General features: G+C 63.9%; 20 protein-coding genes. 5 read left to right on the top strand and 15 right to left on the bottom strand.

Annotated elements, in window-relative coordinates:
• Positions 1-12 precede the first annotated feature (12 nt).
• From HV711_RS26040 to HV711_RS26005, 8 genes are all read right to left on the bottom strand, one after another.
• Positions 13-1,401 carry a DUF8689 domain-containing protein gene (locus HV711_RS26040; RefSeq protein WP_035478829.1) on the bottom strand — a complete coding sequence of 463 codons (1,389 nt, stop codon included), beginning with the start codon at positions 1,399-1,401 and terminating at the stop codon, positions 13-15.
• A gap of 119 nt (positions 1,402-1,520) precedes the next feature.
• Positions 1,521-2,051 (bottom strand): A24 family peptidase, encoded by a 531-nt coding sequence (locus HV711_RS26035; RefSeq protein WP_035478832.1) that lies wholly within the window; start codon positions 2,049-2,051, stop codon positions 1,521-1,523.
• 93 nt (positions 2,052-2,144) lie between these two features.
• A complete protein-coding gene (locus HV711_RS26030; RefSeq protein ID WP_028362523.1) occupies positions 2,145-2,318 on the bottom strand; it encodes a Flp family type IVb pilin in 174 nt (57 codons plus the stop codon).
• Between the two features lie 108 nt (positions 2,319-2,426).
• Positions 2,427-2,600, bottom strand: a complete 174-nt coding sequence (locus HV711_RS26025; protein ID WP_013591596.1) for a Flp family type IVb pilin — start codon at positions 2,598-2,600, stop codon at positions 2,427-2,429.
• A 72-nt stretch (positions 2,601-2,672) separates the two neighbouring features.
• Entirely contained in the window at positions 2,673-2,930 is a 258-nt protein-coding gene (locus HV711_RS26020; protein ID WP_244142743.1) for a hypothetical protein, read from the bottom strand.
• 624 nt (positions 2,931-3,554) lie between these two features.
• Positions 3,555-5,030 carry an NAD-dependent succinate-semialdehyde dehydrogenase gene (locus HV711_RS26015; protein WP_014972921.1) on the bottom strand — a complete coding sequence of 492 codons (1,476 nt, stop codon included), beginning with the start codon at positions 5,028-5,030 and terminating at the stop codon, positions 3,555-3,557.
• A gap of 358 nt (positions 5,031-5,388) precedes the next feature.
• Positions 5,389-5,718, bottom strand: coding sequence for a hypothetical protein (locus HV711_RS26010; RefSeq protein WP_028362525.1), 330 nt, complete (start codon positions 5,716-5,718; stop codon positions 5,389-5,391).
• Positions 5,719-5,804: 86 nt separating this feature from the next.
• Positions 5,805-5,996: a hypothetical protein gene (locus HV711_RS26005; protein WP_014972923.1), complete on the bottom strand. Its 192-nt coding sequence runs from the start codon at positions 5,994-5,996 to the stop codon at positions 5,805-5,807.
• A gap of 205 nt (positions 5,997-6,201) precedes the next feature.
• On the opposite strand from HV711_RS26005, the gene HV711_RS26000 reads away from it, so the two are divergent.
• The 3 genes from HV711_RS26000 to HV711_RS25990 are packed head-to-tail and all read left to right on the top strand — an operon-like array spanning position 6,202 to position 7,888.
• The gene (locus HV711_RS26000) at positions 6,202-6,717 is read left to right on the top strand and encodes a PAAR domain-containing protein (RefSeq protein ID WP_035478837.1); all 516 of its coding nucleotides are present in this window, start codon (positions 6,202-6,204) and stop codon (positions 6,715-6,717) included.
• A 2-nt stretch (positions 6,718-6,719) separates the two neighbouring features.
• On the top strand, positions 6,720-7,394 hold the full coding sequence (locus tag HV711_RS25995; RefSeq protein ID WP_035478840.1) for a M35 family metalloendopeptidase: 675 nt from the start codon (positions 6,720-6,722) through the stop codon (positions 7,392-7,394).
• A 26-nt stretch (positions 7,395-7,420) separates the two neighbouring features.
• Positions 7,421-7,888 carry an OmpA family protein gene (locus tag HV711_RS25990; protein ID WP_244142742.1) on the top strand — a complete coding sequence of 156 codons (468 nt, stop codon included), beginning with the start codon at positions 7,421-7,423 and terminating at the stop codon, positions 7,886-7,888.
• Between the two features lie 77 nt (positions 7,889-7,965).
• Here HV711_RS25990 and HV711_RS25985 read toward each other — a convergent pair whose 3' ends face one another.
• From HV711_RS25985 to HV711_RS25975, 3 genes are all read right to left on the bottom strand, one after another.
• Positions 7,966-9,324: an MFS transporter gene (locus HV711_RS25985; RefSeq protein ID WP_013591602.1), complete on the bottom strand. Its 1,359-nt coding sequence runs from the start codon at positions 9,322-9,324 to the stop codon at positions 7,966-7,968.
• Between the two features lie 381 nt (positions 9,325-9,705).
• Positions 9,706-10,695, bottom strand: coding sequence for a M14 family metallopeptidase (locus HV711_RS25980; protein ID WP_035478843.1), 990 nt, complete (start codon positions 10,693-10,695; stop codon positions 9,706-9,708).
• A gap of 2 nt (positions 10,696-10,697) precedes the next feature.
• Positions 10,698-11,780, bottom strand: a complete 1,083-nt coding sequence (locus tag HV711_RS25975; protein WP_035478846.1) for a tartrate dehydrogenase — start codon at positions 11,778-11,780, stop codon at positions 10,698-10,700.
• 146 nt (positions 11,781-11,926) lie between these two features.
• On the opposite strand from HV711_RS25975, the gene HV711_RS25970 reads away from it, so the two are divergent.
• Entirely contained in the window at positions 11,927-12,850 is a 924-nt protein-coding gene (locus HV711_RS25970; protein ID WP_035478849.1) for a LysR substrate-binding domain-containing protein, read from the top strand.
• A 25-nt stretch (positions 12,851-12,875) separates the two neighbouring features.
• On the opposite strand, the gene HV711_RS25965 is transcribed toward HV711_RS25970, so the two are convergent.
• From HV711_RS25965 to HV711_RS25950, 4 genes are all read right to left on the bottom strand, one after another.
• Positions 12,876-13,373, bottom strand: a complete 498-nt coding sequence (locus HV711_RS25965; RefSeq protein ID WP_013341808.1) for an Lrp/AsnC family transcriptional regulator — start codon at positions 13,371-13,373, stop codon at positions 12,876-12,878.
• 53 nt (positions 13,374-13,426) lie between these two features.
• Entirely contained in the window at positions 13,427-14,848 is a 1,422-nt protein-coding gene (locus HV711_RS25960; RefSeq protein ID WP_035478852.1) for an aspartate aminotransferase family protein, read from the bottom strand.
• A 205-nt stretch (positions 14,849-15,053) separates the two neighbouring features.
• Positions 15,054-15,980, bottom strand: coding sequence for a 2-hydroxyacid dehydrogenase (locus HV711_RS25955; RefSeq protein ID WP_035478855.1), 927 nt, complete (start codon positions 15,978-15,980; stop codon positions 15,054-15,056).
• A gap of 6 nt (positions 15,981-15,986) precedes the next feature.
• Positions 15,987-16,853, bottom strand: a complete 867-nt coding sequence (locus HV711_RS25950) for a GNAT family N-acetyltransferase (RefSeq protein WP_028362533.1) — start codon at positions 16,851-16,853, stop codon at positions 15,987-15,989.
• A 284-nt stretch (positions 16,854-17,137) separates the two neighbouring features.
• On the opposite strand from HV711_RS25950, the gene HV711_RS25945 reads away from it, so the two are divergent.
• The gene (locus HV711_RS25945; RefSeq protein WP_035478858.1) at positions 17,138-18,628 is read left to right on the top strand and encodes an aldehyde dehydrogenase family protein; all 1,491 of its coding nucleotides are present in this window, start codon (positions 17,138-17,140) and stop codon (positions 18,626-18,628) included.
• Positions 18,629-18,637 lie beyond the last annotated feature (9 nt).

The raw sequence follows: 18,637 nt of genomic DNA, 5'->3' as shown, positions 1-18,637 counted from the left end.
GGCAGCTGTGGATCAAGCGCCGGCATACCGTTTGTCGGATTGCCCGCTGTGGGATGGATACGTCTGGTCATGCTCCGGCGCGCTGCCGAAATAGCTGTGCCATGCGTGCGTGAGCCGGTACTCGGTGACGGTCGGGACATCGCCGTGATAGAGCGCGAACGAGCGCAGCACGCCGAGCAGATCCGCGGGATAGCAGGCGAGAAACGGCGTGCGGCTGCGCAGATGCAATTGGTGCAGCAGATACTCGAACGCGCCAGGTTCGATGGCGATACCGAGCGACGCGCATTGCGCGTCGAAGAGGTGCCGGTAGTCGTCGACGCACAGCGCGTCGACGTGGATCTTCGAGCCGAGCCGGCGCAAGAAGGCGTTGTCGTTCAGTTCGGCGGGCGTGAGGTTGGTCGAGAACACGGGCCACACGTCGAACGGGCTCACGAACCGCGCGCCGGATTGCAATGCGAACTGATCGACGCCGCGATCGAGCGGGGTGATCCAGCGGTTGAGCAGTTCGCCGGGCGCCACTCGCTGGCGGCCCAGATCGTCGATGACATAAAGGCCCATGTTCGCCTTCATATGCGGCGGCGCCTGATAAAAGCCGCTGTTGGCGTTGTATTGGAGGTCGAGCATCGCGAGAGTCAGCTCGCCGCCCGACATGACCACCGGCCGCTCGCAGACGCGCCAGCGGCGGTCGGTCACGGCGGGCAGTGCGCCCGGGGCGGCGTCCTTGTGAATCAGCGGGTCGTGCAACTGGATCACGTCGCCGGCGACATAGAGCGCATACGGCACGGGCACGGCGCCGCGCAACAGCATGCCGAGGCGTTCGGCAAGGTACGTTTTGCCGCTGCCCGCGGGGCCGTAGAGCATCACGGGCCGTCCAGCATTCAATGCGGCCACTGCCGAATCCAGCAGCGACATATCGGCGATGAAGTTCGCGAACGCCGCGCGTACGTCGGACTGCGAAATATGAATGCGCTTCACCGAGTAAGCCGCGACCACGCTCACGTACGCGTCCAGCGAGACAGGCGCGGGGCCGCAATAGGTGGAGCGGCTCGCCTCGTGGGCCGCCAGTTCGCGGCCGGCATCGGTGAGGCGCAGATGCACGTCGACGTCGGTTGCGCCGCGGTGTGCAATTTCCACAAGGTGCTCGCGAACGAGGAAGCCGATGGTTTCTTCGAGCACCACGGCTGTCAGGCAGTGTCGTGCCATCAGATCGCCCATCGACGACTTGCCGTTCTGCAGGATCGACTTGAGGAGCAGATGCGCGACGAAAAGCGCAGGCAGGCCGGTGTCCGCGAGGGTCCGCGGCGCGCGCAACAGTGCTGCGCCCATGCTGTCGATGGCTGCCGCCGCGTCGTCACGCATTGTGTCGGCTGGGCGTTCCGTGCCTGTGCTGTTTGCGTTCATCTCCTGCTCCCCGGTGCCGCGCGCCGCTTCGTGCGCCGCGCTGTGTTGTGTCCGTTCTGCGCGTTATGTCCGTTGCTTCTGTCGACCGGATCGCCGTCCGGCTTCTGCTTGTGATTCAGCTATGCACTTGCTGTCAGCAGCACCGCGACGGTTCCCGCCGCGATGGCGACGCCGTATGGCACCGAGCCCACCGAGTCGATGGAATCCCTCGCCGAGCCCTGGCCTTGTAGAGCAGGGTGGGCAATGACCCGCAAGTTGGCCCACACCTTTCCGAGCTGATGACGCCGCACGATCAGCACGAGCATCCATGCGCCGCCGATCACGCACGTGGCGAGCGCCGCGTAAAACACGAGCAAGGGGCCGATCCATGCGCCGACCATGGCGAGCAGCTTGACGTCGCCGGCGGCCATGCCGCGCACGAGGTAGAACGGCAGAAAGAGTGCGAGTCCGACGACGGCGCCGGTGAGCCATGCCATGGCGCCCGCACCGGTTCCCTTCAGCCAGCACTGCACGAGAAGCGCACCGAAGAGACCCGCGCCGACCAGCAGGTTCGGAATACGCCGGCACTGCAGGTCCGTGCTTGCAGCGGCGACCACCAGTGCGATGACGCACGGTGCGATCGGCGGCAGAACGTTCGCGGTAGTCAGCATGGCAAGCTCTCGTAAGTCAGCCAAAGGTTAAAAAAGGGGCGGTGCGATGGACGATGGCGCAAGCGCTGCACGCCCATCGGCACCTTGCGCGAATCAGGTCAGATAACCCGCGATCGCCATGAACTTCGCTTCGAGATTCGTCCCGATGCTGGTCACGCCGACGACGATGGCAAGCGCAATAAGCGTGGCGATGAGGCCATACTCGATTGCGGTGACGCCCTCTTCGTCGCGGACGAACGCGCCGATGGTTTGAATGATCGATTGCATTTCGACTCCTGTTTGAAGTTGAAGACGGCTTTGCCGGCCGGGCAACAGGTCGGGAGCGGTGGCGGCGGACATGCGCTCGCGCGGTTTGTCCGCCCGCACCGTCCCGGGTTACTGGAGCTTGCTGGCGATCAGGACGAACTTGGCGGCGAGGTTCGTGCCGACGCTCGTCACGCCAGTGATGATGACGAGCGCAATGAGCGTCGCGATCAGGCCGTACTCGATGGCCGTCACGCCGTCTTCGTCGCGAACAAATGCCTTGGCGGTGTTGATGATCGATTTCATGGTTTATCTCCCTTAGGATGGCTAAATATATGTCGTCGGATGACGACGGTTGGAGTACTGCCTACTGCCTGACTACAGGGTGCTACAGGAAATGACGTCCGGACGCTGCATGAGAATGCAGCCGGACAGAGCCGCAAGCGGCTCGCTGGAATTCATACGCAGAGGCTCGTGCTGCCTGATGGGCAGCAGCACAGGAAGCTGGGCACGCTGGCGGTAAGCCAGGCCGTGCAATGGCGAATTGACGATGACTGCGAGATGCCGCGCCATCAGCCGACGCGCAATGCGAATTGCGCACCGCAACCCTGTTTGAATTTGAATGAAAGATCGCATCTTCCACCACTCCTTGTTTTTTCTTGCGCAGCCGGATTGTTCTTCTCGCTGCCCGTTCGTGGGCGTACTTCCGAGAAGCCCCCGTCGGCATCGACCTGGTCACGGGCCGTGTCGCCGGTTGCGTGAAAACATAAAGGCAAGGAGTGGGCCAGCTGTGCGGGACTCACGAAAGCATCGGGCTTTGAGCCGCTCGGATGCGTTTTCGTCAGAGAGTCTGCGCGCAGATCTGACCGACTTGAATCAGAACTGCATCATCGGCCGGTCATTGTTGCCGCCGCAAAAGATCGCGTCTGCGGCCATGGTCACGGCCTCAAACCCAAATTTAGGGATTTGGTCCAGGTGTATCGAAAGCGAATGCCGCCGTTAAATTGGGGCCGTTTTTTGGCCCCGCCGTGGACGGATTCGTTGCAAGCTTGAAACGCGGGTCGCCAAAGCGCGTGTTTTGGGCGAAAGACTGGCGGTTTTGCGCGTGTACTGAAGCACGCACATACAACAGAAGCCGCAGCGCGTGCGCTAGCGCGGCGGGCTACGCGCTGCCGGAACCGACACCGAGATTGCTCAGTTTGCGGCGGCTAACGCAGCGGCGTCACGCCGACCGGCGATGGAAACCGCCTAGAAAGCCGCCTACGAATCCAGGCCGCCCTGGCACAGATACTTGATCGACAGATAATCGTCGAGCCCGTACTTCGAGCCTTCGCGGCCGTAGCCCGATTCCTTCACGCCACCGAACGGCGCGGCTTCGCTCGACACCGCGCCTTCGTTGATACCGATCACGCCCGCTTCCAGTTGGGCAGCCACGCGGTTGATGCGCCGCACGTCCTGCGTATAGAAGTAAGCGGCGAGACCAAACGGCGTGTCGTTCGCGAGGCGGATGGCTTCTGCTTCGTCGGCGAAGCGGAAAAGCGGTGCGACCGGTCCAAAGGTCTCTTCGCAACACACGAGCATGCCGTCTTGCGCATTCGTCAGCACAGTCGGCGCATAGTAATTCGGACCCATTTCGGTGAGGCGTCTGCCGCCGGTCAAGACAGTTGCCCCTTGTTTTACGGCGTTTTCCACGTGACGCGCGATTTTGTCGATGGCGCGTTCGTTGATCATCGGCCCGATTTGCGCGCCCGGATCGGTTGCGGGCGCAACTTTCAGTGCAGCGACACGTTTGGCGAGCAGGTCGGCGAAACGCTCATACACGCCGGCCTGCACATACACGCGATTCGGGCACACGCAGGTTTGTCCGCCGTTGCGGAATTTCGCCGCCATGAGACCCGTCACGGCCGCGTCGAGGTCGGCGTCGTCGAACACGATGAAGGGCGCGTTGCCGCCCAGTTCCAGCGAGAGTTTTTTCAACGTGGCGGCGGATTCGCGCGCGAGATGCTTGCCCACGGGCGTGGATCCGGTGAACGTGATTTTGCGCACGCGTGCGTCTTCGAGCCAGTCGGCGACCGCTTCAATGCCTTGCTCGCGTGAGGCCGACAACATGTTCAGCACGCCGTCCGGCACGCCCGCTTCCTGCGCGAGCGCGGCGAGCGCGAGGGCGGTGAGCGGCGTGTCTTCTGCGGGCTTGGCGATCACCGTACAACCGGCCGCGAGCGCGGGCGCAATTTTGCGGGCGATCATCGCGAGCGGGAAATTCCATGGCGTGATGGCGGCCACGATGCCGATGGGTTCCTTCACGGCGCTCATGCGCTTGCCGCGCTGCTGCTGGGGAATGATGTCGCCGTAAATGCGCGTCGCCTCATCGGCGAACCAGGCGACATATGACGCGCCATAGGCGACTTCGCCGCGGCTTTCCGCGAGCGGCTTGCCTTGTTCCGTCGACATCAGCTTCGCGAGATCGTCGGTGTTCGCCACGATCAGCGCGTGCCAGCGGCGCAGAATCTCGGCGCGCTCGCGCGGCAGCCGGTCGCGCCACGCGGGCAACGCGCGGGCGGCGGCGTCGGTGGCGGCGCGCGCGTCCGCAGCGCTGCTGTTCGCCACTTCGACGATCGTTTCGCCCGTTGCCGGATTGGTCACGGCAAAGCGCGCGCCGCTCGCGGCGGCGATCCATTGACCGTCGATCAGATTGAGCGGGCGAATCAGTTCACTGCGCGTCAATGCAAGAGACATTGCGTGGCTCCTTGGTTTTTCCCTTGAAGGGGTCGGGCATGAGAGTGTCGATGTGACGCCGGGCGGCGCGGCGGCATGCATGCGGTGATGCGACAAGCCGATACTACGCGTGTCGCGCAGTCGATGAATCGCCTCAAAAAGCGGCGTACGGCGTGTGTATGGTTTTTTTCGAGCCGCTACAGCATTTTCTGCTGAGGGTGTTGACATGCGGCCGGCAAGCCGGGGCTGGCGTTGGCGGCACGCCCGTGTCGACGGGCGCATCACGAGTTGTGCGGAGGGCCGAGCACCATGGACCGTTGCCGCTCGGGCGTTTGGGTCCGCCTGATGAGACTCGCTATGGACTGTTCCGACGAAGGCGTTAGTGCGCCGACGCCTGCTGCTTGCGCGCGTTGACGCAGTCCGAGGTGAACGCCATGCTCGCCTGATCCGGCGTCATGCGCGGCGCGTTCGGCGCGTAGATTTTCTGGATGATGCCGGCGAAGGTGCGGCGGTCCGCATCGTCCCGATAGTACTTCGCGGCCTGATTCAGCGCCTCGGCCTTAGTCTTCTTGTGCGCGCGCCAGGAAGCGACCTGGCCGGCGATATCGCCGATCGCAAAGCACTGGTCGCTCACCGTTTGCGCTGCCGCGGGAGCGGAGATTTGCACAAGGCACGATGCAAGCAATGCGGATACCACTAGGCGTTTCATGACGACGAATCCTGTTCGGCGCAAAGGCCGCAGTTTAACGCGGCAGCGACCGACTACTGCCCGCGTCCATTCGTCGCTCCCCGAGCCTATTTCTTGTCGGGCTCCGCTTCGGTGTCCGTGCCGCTTTTGCCATTGCTTCTGTTGGTGACGGCGCCGGTTTCGTCGAGTTCGTCGTCGAGGTCGTCGTCGTTTTCACCGGCTGGCGGGTCCGAGTCGGTCGCGGCTGACAACGGCACGCGGCGCTGGGGCAAGGCGTAGTCCATCGAGTTCGGGTTCATGTCATGCGCTCCTGTCGAAGGTTCGCATGGCATTCAGCAAACCGCGCGCCCGTTGGCAGGTCGGCCAATTTCGGATCAATCCGATATTCCGCGGGACGAGTGGCGCACGAGGATCGAAATCAGGGCCAAGACATCGTTGAGCCGTTGCTTACTCTGGCATGACGGCTCTTTTCGTTCCTCGGAACAGATCTACGGGAGGACACCCATGCGCATTCCAGTCGTCCGTGCCGGCGATTTCACCACTACGGGTGGAACCGTTCTGGCGGTAAAAGCACACATAAGTGACAAAGGGAAAAAGATCGCTCTGGACGGCGAACACGCGACCTGCGGCAACTGCGAAGGCTCGTGGCCAATCGATGGCACGGGAGAAGAGATGAACGATCACGGCATACCCGTAGCTTGCGAAGGCGATCGGGTGTTATGTCCATGCGGAAACAATCGCGTCGTCGCGGGCGCCGACGCCGGGTGTTTCATTCATAAGCAACGCGACGGTGCCAGCGCGGGCAAAACCAACTCGCTGTTGCGCCAACCGGTAGACGCCCGGCGTTTCGACGAACAATTCGCATTGCTTGATACGTCAGGCCGCCCTCTCCCGGGTTTCCGCTACCGGATTGTTACTGGCGATGGGAGGGAGGTAGCGGGGATCACCGACTCGGACGGTAAGACCCAGCGCGTCTCGACGCAAACAGCGTCGCCGTTGACGCTGCAATTGGAGAAATGAGCATGTCAGAGGGCACCGAATGGGTAACGGTACACGATTCAGCAGTCACTAACGCTGATCCCGATTCCATGGTTCGCGTCACGATTAATACGGATCGAATTTGTCCGAACATGACCAACAGACAGTTCGCCGACGTCGTAACGCGAGCGCGGGATGCCGGCGTCGCGTTGATCAAGGATCGCATTGCGGGGGTTGGCAGATGGGATAAAAATGAGCAGGCTCGCGCCAGAATATACTTTGCACGCGCGGATGAAGAAATCAGAACGACATTGGCTGTAGGCTTGCCGCGCTTACTGGCAGCAATGCAGGAGTTGGTCGCCGAGAAAGTCGTGCGCTGGGACAGCAACGCTAACAAGATGCTCACGTGTGCGATCGTGCCCGACAATGGCGCTAATCGCGCCGGCGTATGCAAGCCAGACTCCGACAGACGAGTGATAGCGATTTATTCAAAGTTCTGCAGCGATTCAAATGGCGAACTATTTCACGCTTCAAAAGTAAAGGTGTTGATCCACGAATGCACGCACTATACGGACACCTTTAACTCGGAGGACCTTATGTACGGCGATACTGAAGCCGGCATGAGCGCATTCGCGATGCGGAACCCCATCTCCGCGATCAGGAACGCCGACAGTATCACCGGCTATATCGCCACATTCGACAGGGTCGTCATCAAATGACTGCATTGCGTATTGTCCGATCCAGCATGGCCGCCACGTTCGCCCTATCTACCTGCTTCGGTGGGCTGGCGAGTGCTTGCACTATCGGAGAGGAAGCAAGGGCACAATTCCCGCTCAACACCAGCGTGCTTTCCAATGCTGACAGACTCACCATTGCCGGTACTGTGGCTGAGGCAAAAAACTGGCCTGACGTGCAAATTCAAGCCGTCGTAATTGCTGGGGCATACATCGGCGAGCGCAATATTGAACGATTGAAAGACGCGCGTGCGGAGACTGTGCAGGCCTATTTGGAACAACTCGGCGTCAAGCGGCAGAACATATTGATCGACAAGAAGACGTTCACGGACGCCATGGTTACCAAGGGGCCTGGCAATGCGATCCATCTCCACCAGGTCATCGTCGAGCTGACGCCGATATGTGAGGGCAGTTGTGCATCGCTTTGCGACGATCCGCGAGTTAGGCCACATAGCAAGGCTGTCGGCCAGGAACGTTAGCTCCTACGGAAAAACACCCGAAACGTTAGCGCAGCGCCCAACGTTTCGGGTGTCGTCAAGAAAGCCGTCCACCCCCCTCAATGCCCAAACGACTCCGCTTTCGACACCGCCGCATTCGACGCATACGGCCGCGCCGCCTGTTTAATCAGCAGTGCGATGCATGCAATGATGCCGGCGACGGCGATCGTCGCGAAGATGCCGGCAAAGGTGAAGTGACGGCGTGTCAGTTCGGCCACGAGGAACGAGCCCGCAATGCCGCCGAAGCGTCCAATGCCGAGCATCCACGCGACGCCCGTGCCGCGGCCTTGCGTCGGGTAGAACGCGGCGGCGAGCGCGGGCATCGACGATTGCGCGGTGTTCATCAGCACGCCCGCCACGAATACGATCAACACGAGCGCGCCGACATTGCCCGCGGCCTGGCCGATCAGGTACACGCTCACGGCCGTCAGCGCGTAGCACGCCGCGATAATCCGGTTCGCGTTGAAGCGGTCCATCAGCACGCCGCACACCACGGCGCCCACGCCGCCCAGCGGGAACAGCGCGGAAATCAGCGTCGCGCGTTGCGGCGTCAGGCCGGCGTCCTTGAGCAGAATCGGCATCCAGTTGATCGACGCGTAGAAGATCACGAGGCCCATGAAGTAGGTGATCCACAGCATCACCGAGCCGACGATATACCCGCGCGACAGCACCACAGCCGCGCCCTTGCCGCCCGTCTGCGGCGCGCTCTCGGTCATCGTGAAGGCCTCTGCCTGGGCGGCGGCGCTCGACACGCGCGCGAGCGCCGCGCGAATCCGCGCGGCCGGCTGATTGTTGGCGACCATATAGCGCACCGATTCGGGCATCTTGATCATCAACAGCACGAACAGCACGAGCGGCGCGATCCCGCCGAGCACCAGCACGCTGCGCCAGCCGAAGTGCGGAATCATCCACGCCGCCAGAAAGCCGCCGAACGCTGCGCCGAGCGGAAAGCCGCAAAACATCAGATTGATAACCGTGGCGCGGCGGCTGTCGGGGCAGTACTCGCCCATCATCGTGACCGCGTTCGGCATGGCCGCGCCGAGCCCGACGCCGGTGACAAAGCGCAGCACCGTCAACTGCTCGATGCTTGTCGAAAACGACGAGCCGAGACACGCGGCGCCGAACAGCAGCACCGAGCCGAGCAGCATCGAGCGTCGCCCGAGCCGGTCGGACAGCGGCCCCGAAGCCAGCGCGCCGCACGCCAGACCGAACAGCGCCGCGCTCAGCACCGGCGCGAGCGCCGGTTTCGGGATGCCCCACTCCGCGAGCAGCGACGGCGCGATAAAGCCGATAGCGGCCGTGTCGAAACCGTCCAGCAGCACGATCACGAAGCACATGAAAAAGACGAGCCACTGAAACGGCGAAAACGGGTGCTCGTTGAGGAAGGTCTGAACGTTCACAGCATCGCTGCGATTCATGGTGGGTCTCCTGACTGCAAAAAGGCTCGTCGCAGCGAGCCTTGTCTTACCTTACGATCGCGCGTCCGGCGCCGCGCGATGCCTGCGCCTCATACCTCATCCGCCTCATTCCTGCATGGTATGCGGACGGACGGGGCATCGCCATCAATTTAATTGTTCGTATACAGAACGTCGATTCTCTTGGCGAACAGGCGCCACTGTTAGGAATTTCCGAGCGGCGGGTCAACGCGGGATTACCCGACACCCAGGCCGGTCCCCGTCAAGGCGGAGAGCAAAGAGAAAGCACACAAGAAAAAAGGAGGGCAGAAGCCGCGGCGCGCCCACGCGCGCCGGGTAGGACAGGAGATGAGACCGGAATGAAGGGCTAGCGGAATCAGAGAATCACGCGCCGCGGTTCGACGAGGTGGCGATGGTCTCTTCGACCTTGCCGAGACGCACGACCGTCACGCCGGGGCGCAATTGCCGCAACGAAGGCATGACGAGCATGCAGTCGTCGTAAGGCGTGGTGACGGGCTCGCCGTTGGACCAGCCGATTACGGCGCCCGCTGTGGGAAAGATTTCGAGCCCCGTATAAGGCCCGGCAAAGCGGAAGTCCATGCTCGTCGCGACGACCGGTTGCGTCACGCGCACGATGTGCTGCGCGGGCGGCAAGGGCGCGAGCCAGTCCGCCGGCAGATCGCTTTGGTCGATTACACCGGCGAGCAGCAGAAAGCGCGCGGTGGTGTCGCGCGCGACTGCGACGGCGCTCTTCTCCCAGTGTTGTCCGCATTCGATCAGCAACGCGTTCTTCGCGCTGGCCGGATCGCCGAAGCCTTCGTAGTCGCGCATGCGGCGGCCCTCAGGGTGCCCTTCGTCGCAGATGACGGTAGCGGGCGTGCCGAGCCGCACGGCGAGGTCGATGCCTTTTTGCAGCGGCCCCGCGACGATCAGCGGCTTGCTCTTTTCGTGCATCGAATGCAGGTCGAGCAGCGCGTCGACGCTGTCGATCACCGGCCGCATGGCCCGTGCGCGCGCGAGTTCGCTCGAGTTGCGCGACGCGTCGTCGAGCACCGCCTCGGTCCACACGCGGTTGAAGTCCTGATCGACGAAACGGGCCGCGTCCGGTTTGGCGGGATCGAAGCGCCGGTAGGCGTCCACATTGGCGAACGCGAGCGTGAGCCGCCCGCGCCGCGGCCGCAAGCCGCGGCGCAGCAGTTCGTCCACGACGATCGCGCCGCATACTTCGTTGCCGTGCGTGAGCGCGTTGATCATGACGTGCGGGCCGGCCACGCCCGAATCGAACGAATGAACGTAGGCAATGCCCGAGGACGACTGCTCATGCGCTGAGATGTCGGGGAACTGGACTTCGATCGGATAGTTTTCCGTGCTCATGTTCAACCGAGCCTCGCTGCGATCGCTTCGCCGACTTGCGTGGTTTTCGCCTTGCCGCCCAGGTCGCCCGTATGCGGGCCTTCGACCAGCGTGGCTTCGATGGCGGCCAGGATCGCGTCGTGCGCCTCGCGCTCCTTGCCCTCGTGATTGCCGAGAAAGTCGAGCATCATCGCGGCGGACCAGATCATCGCGATCGGATTCGCAATGTTCTTACCGGCGATGTCCGGCGCCGAGCCGTGCACCGGCTCGAACAGCGAGGGAAACTTGCGATCCGGATTCAGATTACCGGACGGCGCGAGACCGATCGTGCCGGTGCAGGCCGGGCCGAGGTCGGACAGAATGTCGCCGAACAGATTGGTGGCCACCACCACGTCGAAGCGGTCCGGATTGAGCACGAAGCGCGCGCAGAGAATGTCGATGTGCTGCTTGTCCCACGTCACGTCCGGGTATTGCGCCGCGATGCCGGCCGCGCATTTGTCCCACCACGGCATGCTGATGGCAATGCCGTTGCTCTTCGTCGCAACCGTGATTTTCTTGCGCTCGCGGCGTTGCGCGAGATCGAACGCGAACTTCAGCACGCGCTCGCTGCCGTGGCGCGTGAACACGGACTCCTGCAGCACGAATTCGCGCTCCGTGCCTTCGAACATCACGCCGCCCACCGACGAGTACTCGCCTTCGGTGTTCTCGCGCACGATCCAGAAGTCGATGTCGCCCGCCTTGCGGCCCGCGAGCGGCGAGGGCACGCCGGCAAAGAGCCGCGCCGGGCGCAGGTTGATGTATTGGTCGAATTCGCGGCGGAATTTGAGCAGCGAGCCCCACAGCGAAACGTGGTCGGGCACCGTGTCGGGCCACCCCACCGCGCCGAACAGAATCGCGTCCGCCGATTGCAGCTGTGCCTTCCAGTCGTCCGGCATCATCTGGCCGTGCTTCGCGTAGTACTCGCAGCTGGCCCACTCGATGTGCTGATACTCGAGTTCGAGGCCAAAGCGCGTCTTCACCGCGTCGAGCACGCGCAGCGCCTCGGGCATGACCTCGACGCCGATGCCGTCGCCGGGAATGACTGCGATCCGATATTTCTTCGACATGTTGTGCTCCTCCATTCGGGGCTGATACGGGGGTAATGACAGTTATTCTATTCCTGCTGTTTGGCTTTAAAATGATTGCTTTAGTTAAGCCACTGTGCACGATTCGTGTATAAACCTGAGCGTCGCTGGGCATCTCCGAGTCACTTATGAACGCTGTCCCGTCACCCGATCTCGGCGATTTGCGCGTGTTTTGCGAAGTCGCGCGCAAAGCCAGCTTCAGCGCGGCGGCGGAGTCGTTGTCCGTGTCCGCGGCGTATATCAGCAAGCGCATCAATGTGCTCGAGACTACCCTCGGCACGCGCCTGCTGCACCGGTCCACGCGCCGCGTCGCGATTACCGAGGCGGGCGAGCGCGTCTACACGTGGGCCGAAAAGATTCTCGACGACGTCGACCAACTGGTCGAGGACGTCTCCACCACGCGCCGCATTCCGGGCGGCAAGCTACGCATTTCAAGCAGCTTCGGTTTTGGCCGCCGCTTCGTCGCGCCCGCGCTCGCGCGTTTTTCCGAGCACTACCCGCAGTTGAGCGTGCGGCTCGATCTATTCGACCGGCTCGTGGATGTCGCCGGTGAAGGCTTCGATCTCGACATTCGCATCGGCGACGACATTGCGCCGCATCTGATCGCGCGGCGGCTCGCGTCGAATCATCGCGTGCTGTGTGCGTCGCCCGACTATCTCGCGCGGCACGGCGCGCCGCGGCAACTGGCCGATCTCTCCTCGCATGCGTGTCTCGCCATCAAGGAGCGCGACCATCCGTTCGGCTTGTGGCGCCTGACCGTGCGCGGCGAGGCGGCGTCCATCAAGGTTACCGGAGCGTTGTCGACCAATCACGGCGAGGTCGCGGTGCAATGGGCGCTGGCCGGGCGCGGCATCGTGCTGCGCTCGATGTGGGACGTGCGCCCGCTTCTCGACAGCGGCCAGTTGCAACAGGTGTTGCCGGAGGCCACACAGCCGGCGAATCTGTGGGCGGTCTATCCGGCGCGGCTCGCGCAGTCGGCGAAAGTGCGGGTGTGTGTGGATTTTCTGAGCGAGGAGTTCGCGCAGTGGAGCCCGCCGGAGGCGGGCGCCTGATAGCCCGATGATAGCCTCGTGAAGGCTAGTGATGATTCTGCGAGAACAGCGTTTCGAGCGGATAGTGGCTCTTCACGAACGGCGACTTGATGATCACGTAGCTGAAGTACTTTTCAATGCCGATGTCGCGTTCCAGCAAGCCCTCAATAATGCTCTGATAATGGCTCACGCTGCGCGTGACGAACTTCAGCAGATAGTCGTAACCGCCGCTCGCGAGATGGCACTCGACGATCTCATCCACGTCGCGAATCGCATTCACGAACTTGATGAAGTCTTCCCGCCGATGGTCGGCGAGCGTGACTTCGGTGAAAACGATCTGCACGTCACCGAGCTTTTCAAGCTGGATCTGCGCGCCGTAGCCGACGATGTAGCCGGCTTTCTCCAGCCGCTTGACGCGAATCAGGCAAGGGCTGGGCGAAAGGCCGACCGCATCGGCAAGCTCGACGTTGGTAATGCGGCCTTTCTTCTGCAACTGCGAAAGTATGCGCAGGTCGATACGGTCTAGCTTGCAGTCGCTGCTCATCGTTACGTTGTGGCTCCGGCGGTTGAGAAAAGGGACTGAGGGCGCCCTCTACTCTAGCATGCAGTGGCAGTAGTTTTGGCCTGGTGGTTGACCGTGGTTCTGCCGCTGAGCGCTGCCCGAACGTCGGCTTGCGCGAGCACGTCGTTCAGGGTTTTCTGGAGCCGCTCGAACATCAGGTCGAAGTCCGCTTCGGTGTACGAGAGCGCCGGTGCAAAGCCGAGAATGTTGTCGCCGAACGCACGGAAAATCAGGCGGTTTTCATACGCGGCCACAGCAATGCGCTCGGACAGTTTCAGGGCGGGGTCGAACTGCGCCTTGGTGTCCTTGTCGGCGACGAGTTCGAGCGCACCGAGCAGACCGCGGTGACGCGAATCGCCCACGAGCGGATGCGCGAGCAGGGCGTCGAGGCCGCGCGCGAAACGCGGCGCGCGGGCCACGCCGTTCGCGAGCAGCCCGCCTTCATGATAAAGACGCAGCACTTCGAGACCGATCGCCGCGCTCACCGGGTGCGCCGAATACGTGTGGCCATGGCCGACAATCGCCTCGGCGTCGCCGTCGGCAATGCCCTGGTAGATTTCGTCTGACATCAGCACGGCGCCCATCGGCGCATAACCGGCAGTCAAACCCTTCGCGACCGTCATCAGGTCGGGCTCCACGTTCTCGCCCTGGCAGGCGAAGAGTGGACCGGTGCGGCCAAAGCCGGTGATCACTTCGTCGGCGACGAACAGAATGCCGAGCTTGCGGCAGCTTTCGCGCATGGCCTTGAGCCAGCCGACCGGCGGCACGATCACGCCGCCCGAGCCCTGAATCGGTTCGCAGAAGAACGCGGCGACGTTATCCACGCCCAGTTCCGCGACCTTCGCTTCGAGCGCGGCGACCGAGGCGGCGATCAGCGCGGCGTCGTCGGCGAAATCGTTGCGGTACGCATACGGCGACGGCAGGTGATGCTGGTTAGGCAGCGGCAGATCGAAATTGCGGTGGAACGCGGGCAGCGCGGTCAGCCCCGCGCCCATGCTCGACGAGCCGTGATAGCCGCGTTGCAGTGCGATGATGTGCTTCTTCGACGGACGCCCCGTCGCATTGAAGTAATGCGTGATGAAGCGGATGGCCGAGTCCACAGCGTCCGAGCCGCCCAGCGTGAAGTACACGTGCTGCAGCGACGCGGGCGCGACTTCCGCGAGTTTTTGCGCGAGCTCGATAGCCGGCTCGGAGCCGAAATGGAAATAGCTCGTGGCGTAAGGCAGTTTTTTCATCTGCGCGGTGGCGGCCTCGACAATGCTCTCCTGGCCGTAGCCCACGTTCACGCACCACAAGCCGGAGAAGGCGTCGAGCAGCTCGTTGCCGGCGGCGTCGCGCAGGAACGCGCCGCTCGCGGATTCGAGCACCGTGACGCCGCGCGCCTCGTGCGCACGGTAGTTGATGACAGGGTGAATCAGATGCTGGCGGTCGGCTTCAATGAGCGATTGGATCGGCATGGTGGGGTCTCGTCGGCGAAAGGGCTGTTGACGGTTCCATACTACTGATCCGGGGCGATGGCCCGCTTACCTAAACAATTGCCTGAAAAGCGCGCGCGACGCGTTTTGATGTATGCCCTTAGCATTTTGTGCTGCGAAGGCCCGAAAGCGGCGTTGCGCGGGTTTGCGCCCGGGTGTGACTAGGTGCGCCCGGGCGTTGCGCGGCTCAATAGCCGCGTGTGCGGTCGACCTGGCCGAGCATCGGCAGGCCTTCGCGATGGCGGCGCAGATTGTCGAGCACGACCTCGACGGCGGTCTCGGGCCGCGTCGCGCTGGCGATATGCGGCGTGATGCGTACGCGCGGGTGCGTCCACAGCGGATGGCCGGCGGGCAAAGGCTCAGGGTCGGTCACGTCGAGAATCGCATTCTGCAACTGACCGCTTTGCAGCGCCGCCAGCAAGTCCTGCTGATTGAGATGCGCGCCGCGGCCCGTTTGAATCAGCGAGGCGCCGCGCGGCAGCTTCGCGAAGAGGCGCGCATCGAGCAGGCCGCGCGTGGCCGGTGTAAGCGGCAGCAGGCAGACCAGAATGTCGGTGCGCGCGAGAAACGCGTCGAGCGAGGCTTCGCCCGCATAACAGTCCACGCCCTCGATCTCGCGCGGCGAACGGCTCCAGCCTGCGCAAGCAAAGCCGAAGAGACGCAGCCGCTCCAACACGGCGGTGCCGAGCACGCCCAGCCCGAGCACGCCGATGCGCCGTTGCGCGGCGGGCGTAAGCGGCAGTTCGCGCCACACCTGCTGTTGCTGCTGCAGACCGTAGTCGAAGAGATCGCGGTGAAGGGTGAGCACCGCCTGCGTGACGTACTCGACCATGCCTTCCACGAGCCCCGGCTCGATCATGCGCACGACGGGCACATGCTCCGGCACGCCGGGCAAGTCGAACTGATCGATGCCCGCGCCCACCGAAAACACCACTTCCAGATTGGGAAACGTGCGCGTCGGGTCCTCGGGCGGCTGCCAGGCCACCAGATAGCGGATCGCGGCCGGATCGCCGTGATCCGGCCAGATGTGGAACGGCAGATCGGGCGCCTTCTCGGCGAAGAGTCTTGCCCATTGCCGGCCGCGCGCCGGGTCGGCTTTATAGAGTAGGGCCATGACGGATCAGAAAATCGCCTGATTGATGATGCCGTACTGCGCATACGGCGTCGCGTTGGCCGTCACGCTCTGCGGGTCGGCATTGCGCACCATCCTGACGACGGTGTCCACGCGCGGCAGGCCGAGCTGTTCGAGCCAGTCGGTCAGGCCGCTGTCGCTGGGCGTGTCGACACGCACGAACACGCCTGCGTTGAGCGCGAGCCAGTGGCTGATGAGCGCCTTCGCGCGGCTCGAATCCTCGGAGGGGAGCGCGACCACCGGGCCGATCGCAAAGCCGCGCCCGAAGCGGCGAAAGAGCGCGAAGCCGACGAGTTCGCCGTCGCGGTCGAGTGCAATGCCGTCGGCATTGTCGAGCAGCGCGGGCAGCACTTCGGCGCGATCGAGGCCGCTTGCCTGCGATGCCAGTTCCACGAGGCGCGCGGTGTCGCTGGAACCGAGCGGGCGCAAACGTTCGCCCGCCGGCAACGACACGAGCGGCGGCTGGAACGCCGCGCCCTGATGCTGGTCGAGCGTGCCGGCCGCGCGAAAGCCGAGCTTCTCGTAGAGCGGCTGGCCGGCGGCGGTCGCGTGCAGGAATGTGATTCGGCCGCCGAGCTCTTCGAGCACCATCTCCATCAGCTTTCTGCCGATGCCGAGCCCCTGCCGCGCCGGCGACACGATCACCATGCCGAGCGACGCGCGGTCCGCGCCGTACTTCCAGCAGAGCGCCGTGCCGATCACGCCGCTCGCGTCTTCGGCGACGAAACCCACGCCCAGCTGCGCGACGAACTTCCAGTCGTCCGGGCGATGCGGCCATTTGAGTTCGACCGTCAACGCGTGCGCGGCGGCGACGTCGTCGAGGGTAAAGCGTCTGTATGTAATCGAATCGGGCACGCCGTGCTCCCTGAATGGCTAAAGGCTTACGCGCCACTTTGTCATCCGGGGCGCGATGTGACTAGGACGATCTTTCTATCCGGCGCGCCACAGAGAGGCGCAGCGCAATTCGATGCAAAACGCCCCGTCTGGCCGCGCATTACAGGCAGGTTCTGCTGCGCGGCGAATTTTGTCGGCGACATATGCCAGGCGCGCGGCTCTACGATTTTGTCATGGCGAGCGGGCGGCGATGCTGCGCCGCGCGCGGTTTCCATCCAAAGGTCATTTTCTCAGGACACTTTCTCATGGACAGCTTCAATCCTGACGATGTCGCGATTCGCAGCGGCCATTTCATCGGCGGCCAGTATGTGGACGGCAACGCGGGCGCGCGCCGCCTGGAGGTGGCGCGGCCGTCCGACGGCGTGGTCTACGCGAGCGTGCCGGTCGCCGACGCCGACATGGTGGATCGAGCGGTCGAGAACGCGTGGCAGGCGTTCCGTACCAGCGGCTGGGCCCGCATGGCGCCGCGCGAGCGCGCGAAGATCATGCGCCGCTTTGCCGATCTGGTGGAAGCCGAGGCGCCCGCGCTCGGCCGCCTGGAGGCGCTCGGCTCCACGCGCCCGGTCGCCCAGGCCGTGGCGTGGGACGTGCCGTTCACCGCCGAGGGCATTCGCTTCTATGCGGAGTTCGCCGACAAGCTGGGCGGCGACGTCGCGGCCACCGACCACGATCATCTCGGCATGACGATCGCCGAGCCATACGGCGTGATCGGCGCCATCGCGCCATGGAACTTCCCGCTCGTCATGGCTTCGTGGAAGATCGCGCCCGCGCTCGCCGCCGGCAACGCGGTCGTGCTCAAGCCTTCGGAGATGACGCCTTTTTCGGTGCTGCGCCTCGCCGAACTCGCCGTGCAGGCGGGGGTGCCGGCCGGCATCTTCAACGTGATCCAGGGCGACGGCCGCATAACCGGCGACGAGCTCGTGCGTCATCCGAAAATCAGCAAGGTCACGTTCACCGGCTCGACGCGCACCGGCGCGGCCATCATGGCGGCGTGCGCCGCGAGCGGCACCAAGCCGGTCACGCTGGAGCTGGGCGGCAAGAGCCCGCAGATCGTGTTCGCCGACGCGCCGCGTCTTGACGACGTGGCGCGGCGCATCGCGGGCGCGATCACCGGCAACGCCGGGCAGGTGTGCGTGGCGGGCTCGCGGCTGCTGGTCGAGCGCAGCCTCGCTGAGCCGCTCGCCGAGCGCATCGGCAGGGTTTTTGCCGAACTGCGGCCGGGCGCGACCTGGGCTGCCGGCACGACGCTGTCGCCGATCATTTCCGAGCCGCAGGCGGCGCGCATCGAAAGCATTGTGGGGCGCACGCTGGGTGCGGGCGCGACCTTGTGCCATGGCGGCAGGCGCGCGCAGGTGAGCGGTGCAGCCGCGGGCGCGTTCTATACGCCGACCTTGCTCACCGATGTCACGGCCCAGTCCGAGGCCGTGCGCGAGGAAGTGTTCGGCCCGGTCCTCACGCTGCAAACCTTCGACACCGAAGAAGAAGCGCTCGCGCTCGCGCAGCATCCCGAGTACGGGCTTGCTGCCGGCGTGCATACGGCAGACCTCGGCCGGGCACTGCGCTTCGTGCGCGGTCTGGAGGCGGGCACCGTATGGGTGAACCGCTATGGCCGCACCTCCGACTTCATGATCCCGACGGGCGGCTACAAACGCTCGGGCATCGGCAAGGATCTGGGGCCGCAGGCCTACGAGGCCAACCTGCGGTTCAAGAGCGTGCTGATCGATCTGCGGCAGTGACACGCGCCC

It is taken from the genome of Paraburkholderia phenoliruptrix (genome assembly GCF_902859825.1).
GTDB classification, from domain to species: domain Bacteria; phylum Pseudomonadota; class Gammaproteobacteria; order Burkholderiales; family Burkholderiaceae; genus Paraburkholderia; species Paraburkholderia phenoliruptrix.
Note: the sequence above shows the minus strand (reverse complement) of the source record. Positions and strands in the feature narration are given on the sequence as shown.

What these genes read in the sequence shown, in the direction of transcription:
- HV711_RS26040 (WP_035478829.1), bottom strand. Translation starts at nt 1,401, where the DNA reads ATGAACGCAAACAGCACAGGCACGGAACGCCCAGCCGACACAATGCGT.
- HV711_RS26035 (WP_035478832.1), bottom strand. Translation starts at nt 2,051, where the DNA reads ATGCTGACTACCGCGAACGTTCTGCCGCCGATCGCACCGTGCGTCATC.
- HV711_RS26030 (WP_028362523.1), bottom strand. Translation starts at nt 2,318, where the DNA reads ATGCAATCGATCATTCAAACCATCGGCGCGTTCGTCCGCGACGAAGAG.
- HV711_RS26025 (WP_013591596.1), bottom strand. Translation starts at nt 2,600, where the DNA reads ATGAAATCGATCATCAACACCGCCAAGGCATTTGTTCGCGACGAAGAC.
- HV711_RS26020 (WP_244142743.1), bottom strand. Translation starts at nt 2,930, where the DNA reads ATGCGATCTTTCATTCAAATTCAAACAGGGTTGCGGTGCGCAATTCGC.
- HV711_RS26015 (WP_014972921.1), bottom strand. Translation starts at nt 5,030, where the DNA reads ATGTCTCTTGCATTGACGCGCAGTGAACTGATTCGCCCGCTCAATCTG.
- HV711_RS26010 (WP_028362525.1), bottom strand. Translation starts at nt 5,718, where the DNA reads ATGAAACGCCTAGTGGTATCCGCATTGCTTGCATCGTGCCTTGTGCAA.
- HV711_RS26005 (WP_014972923.1), bottom strand. Translation starts at nt 5,996, where the DNA reads ATGAACCCGAACTCGATGGACTACGCCTTGCCCCAGCGCCGCGTGCCG.
- HV711_RS26000 (WP_035478837.1), top strand. Translation starts at nt 6,202, where the DNA reads ATGCGCATTCCAGTCGTCCGTGCCGGCGATTTCACCACTACGGGTGGA.
- HV711_RS25995 (WP_035478840.1), top strand. Translation starts at nt 6,720, where the DNA reads ATGTCAGAGGGCACCGAATGGGTAACGGTACACGATTCAGCAGTCACT.
- HV711_RS25990 (WP_244142742.1), top strand. Translation starts at nt 7,421, where the DNA reads ATGGCCGCCACGTTCGCCCTATCTACCTGCTTCGGTGGGCTGGCGAGT.
- HV711_RS25985 (WP_013591602.1), bottom strand. Translation starts at nt 9,324, where the DNA reads ATGAATCGCAGCGATGCTGTGAACGTTCAGACCTTCCTCAACGAGCAC.
- HV711_RS25980 (WP_035478843.1), bottom strand. Translation starts at nt 10,695, where the DNA reads ATGAGCACGGAAAACTATCCGATCGAAGTCCAGTTCCCCGACATCTCA.
- HV711_RS25975 (WP_035478846.1), bottom strand. Translation starts at nt 11,780, where the DNA reads ATGTCGAAGAAATATCGGATCGCAGTCATTCCCGGCGACGGCATCGGC.
- HV711_RS25970 (WP_035478849.1), top strand. Translation starts at nt 11,927, where the DNA reads ATGAACGCTGTCCCGTCACCCGATCTCGGCGATTTGCGCGTGTTTTGC.
- HV711_RS25965 (WP_013341808.1), bottom strand. Translation starts at nt 13,373, where the DNA reads ATGAGCAGCGACTGCAAGCTAGACCGTATCGACCTGCGCATACTTTCG.
- HV711_RS25960 (WP_035478852.1), bottom strand. Translation starts at nt 14,848, where the DNA reads ATGCCGATCCAATCGCTCATTGAAGCCGACCGCCAGCATCTGATTCAC.
- HV711_RS25955 (WP_035478855.1), bottom strand. Translation starts at nt 15,980, where the DNA reads ATGGCCCTACTCTATAAAGCCGACCCGGCGCGCGGCCGGCAATGGGCA.
- HV711_RS25945 (WP_035478858.1), top strand. Translation starts at nt 17,138, where the DNA reads ATGGACAGCTTCAATCCTGACGATGTCGCGATTCGCAGCGGCCATTTC.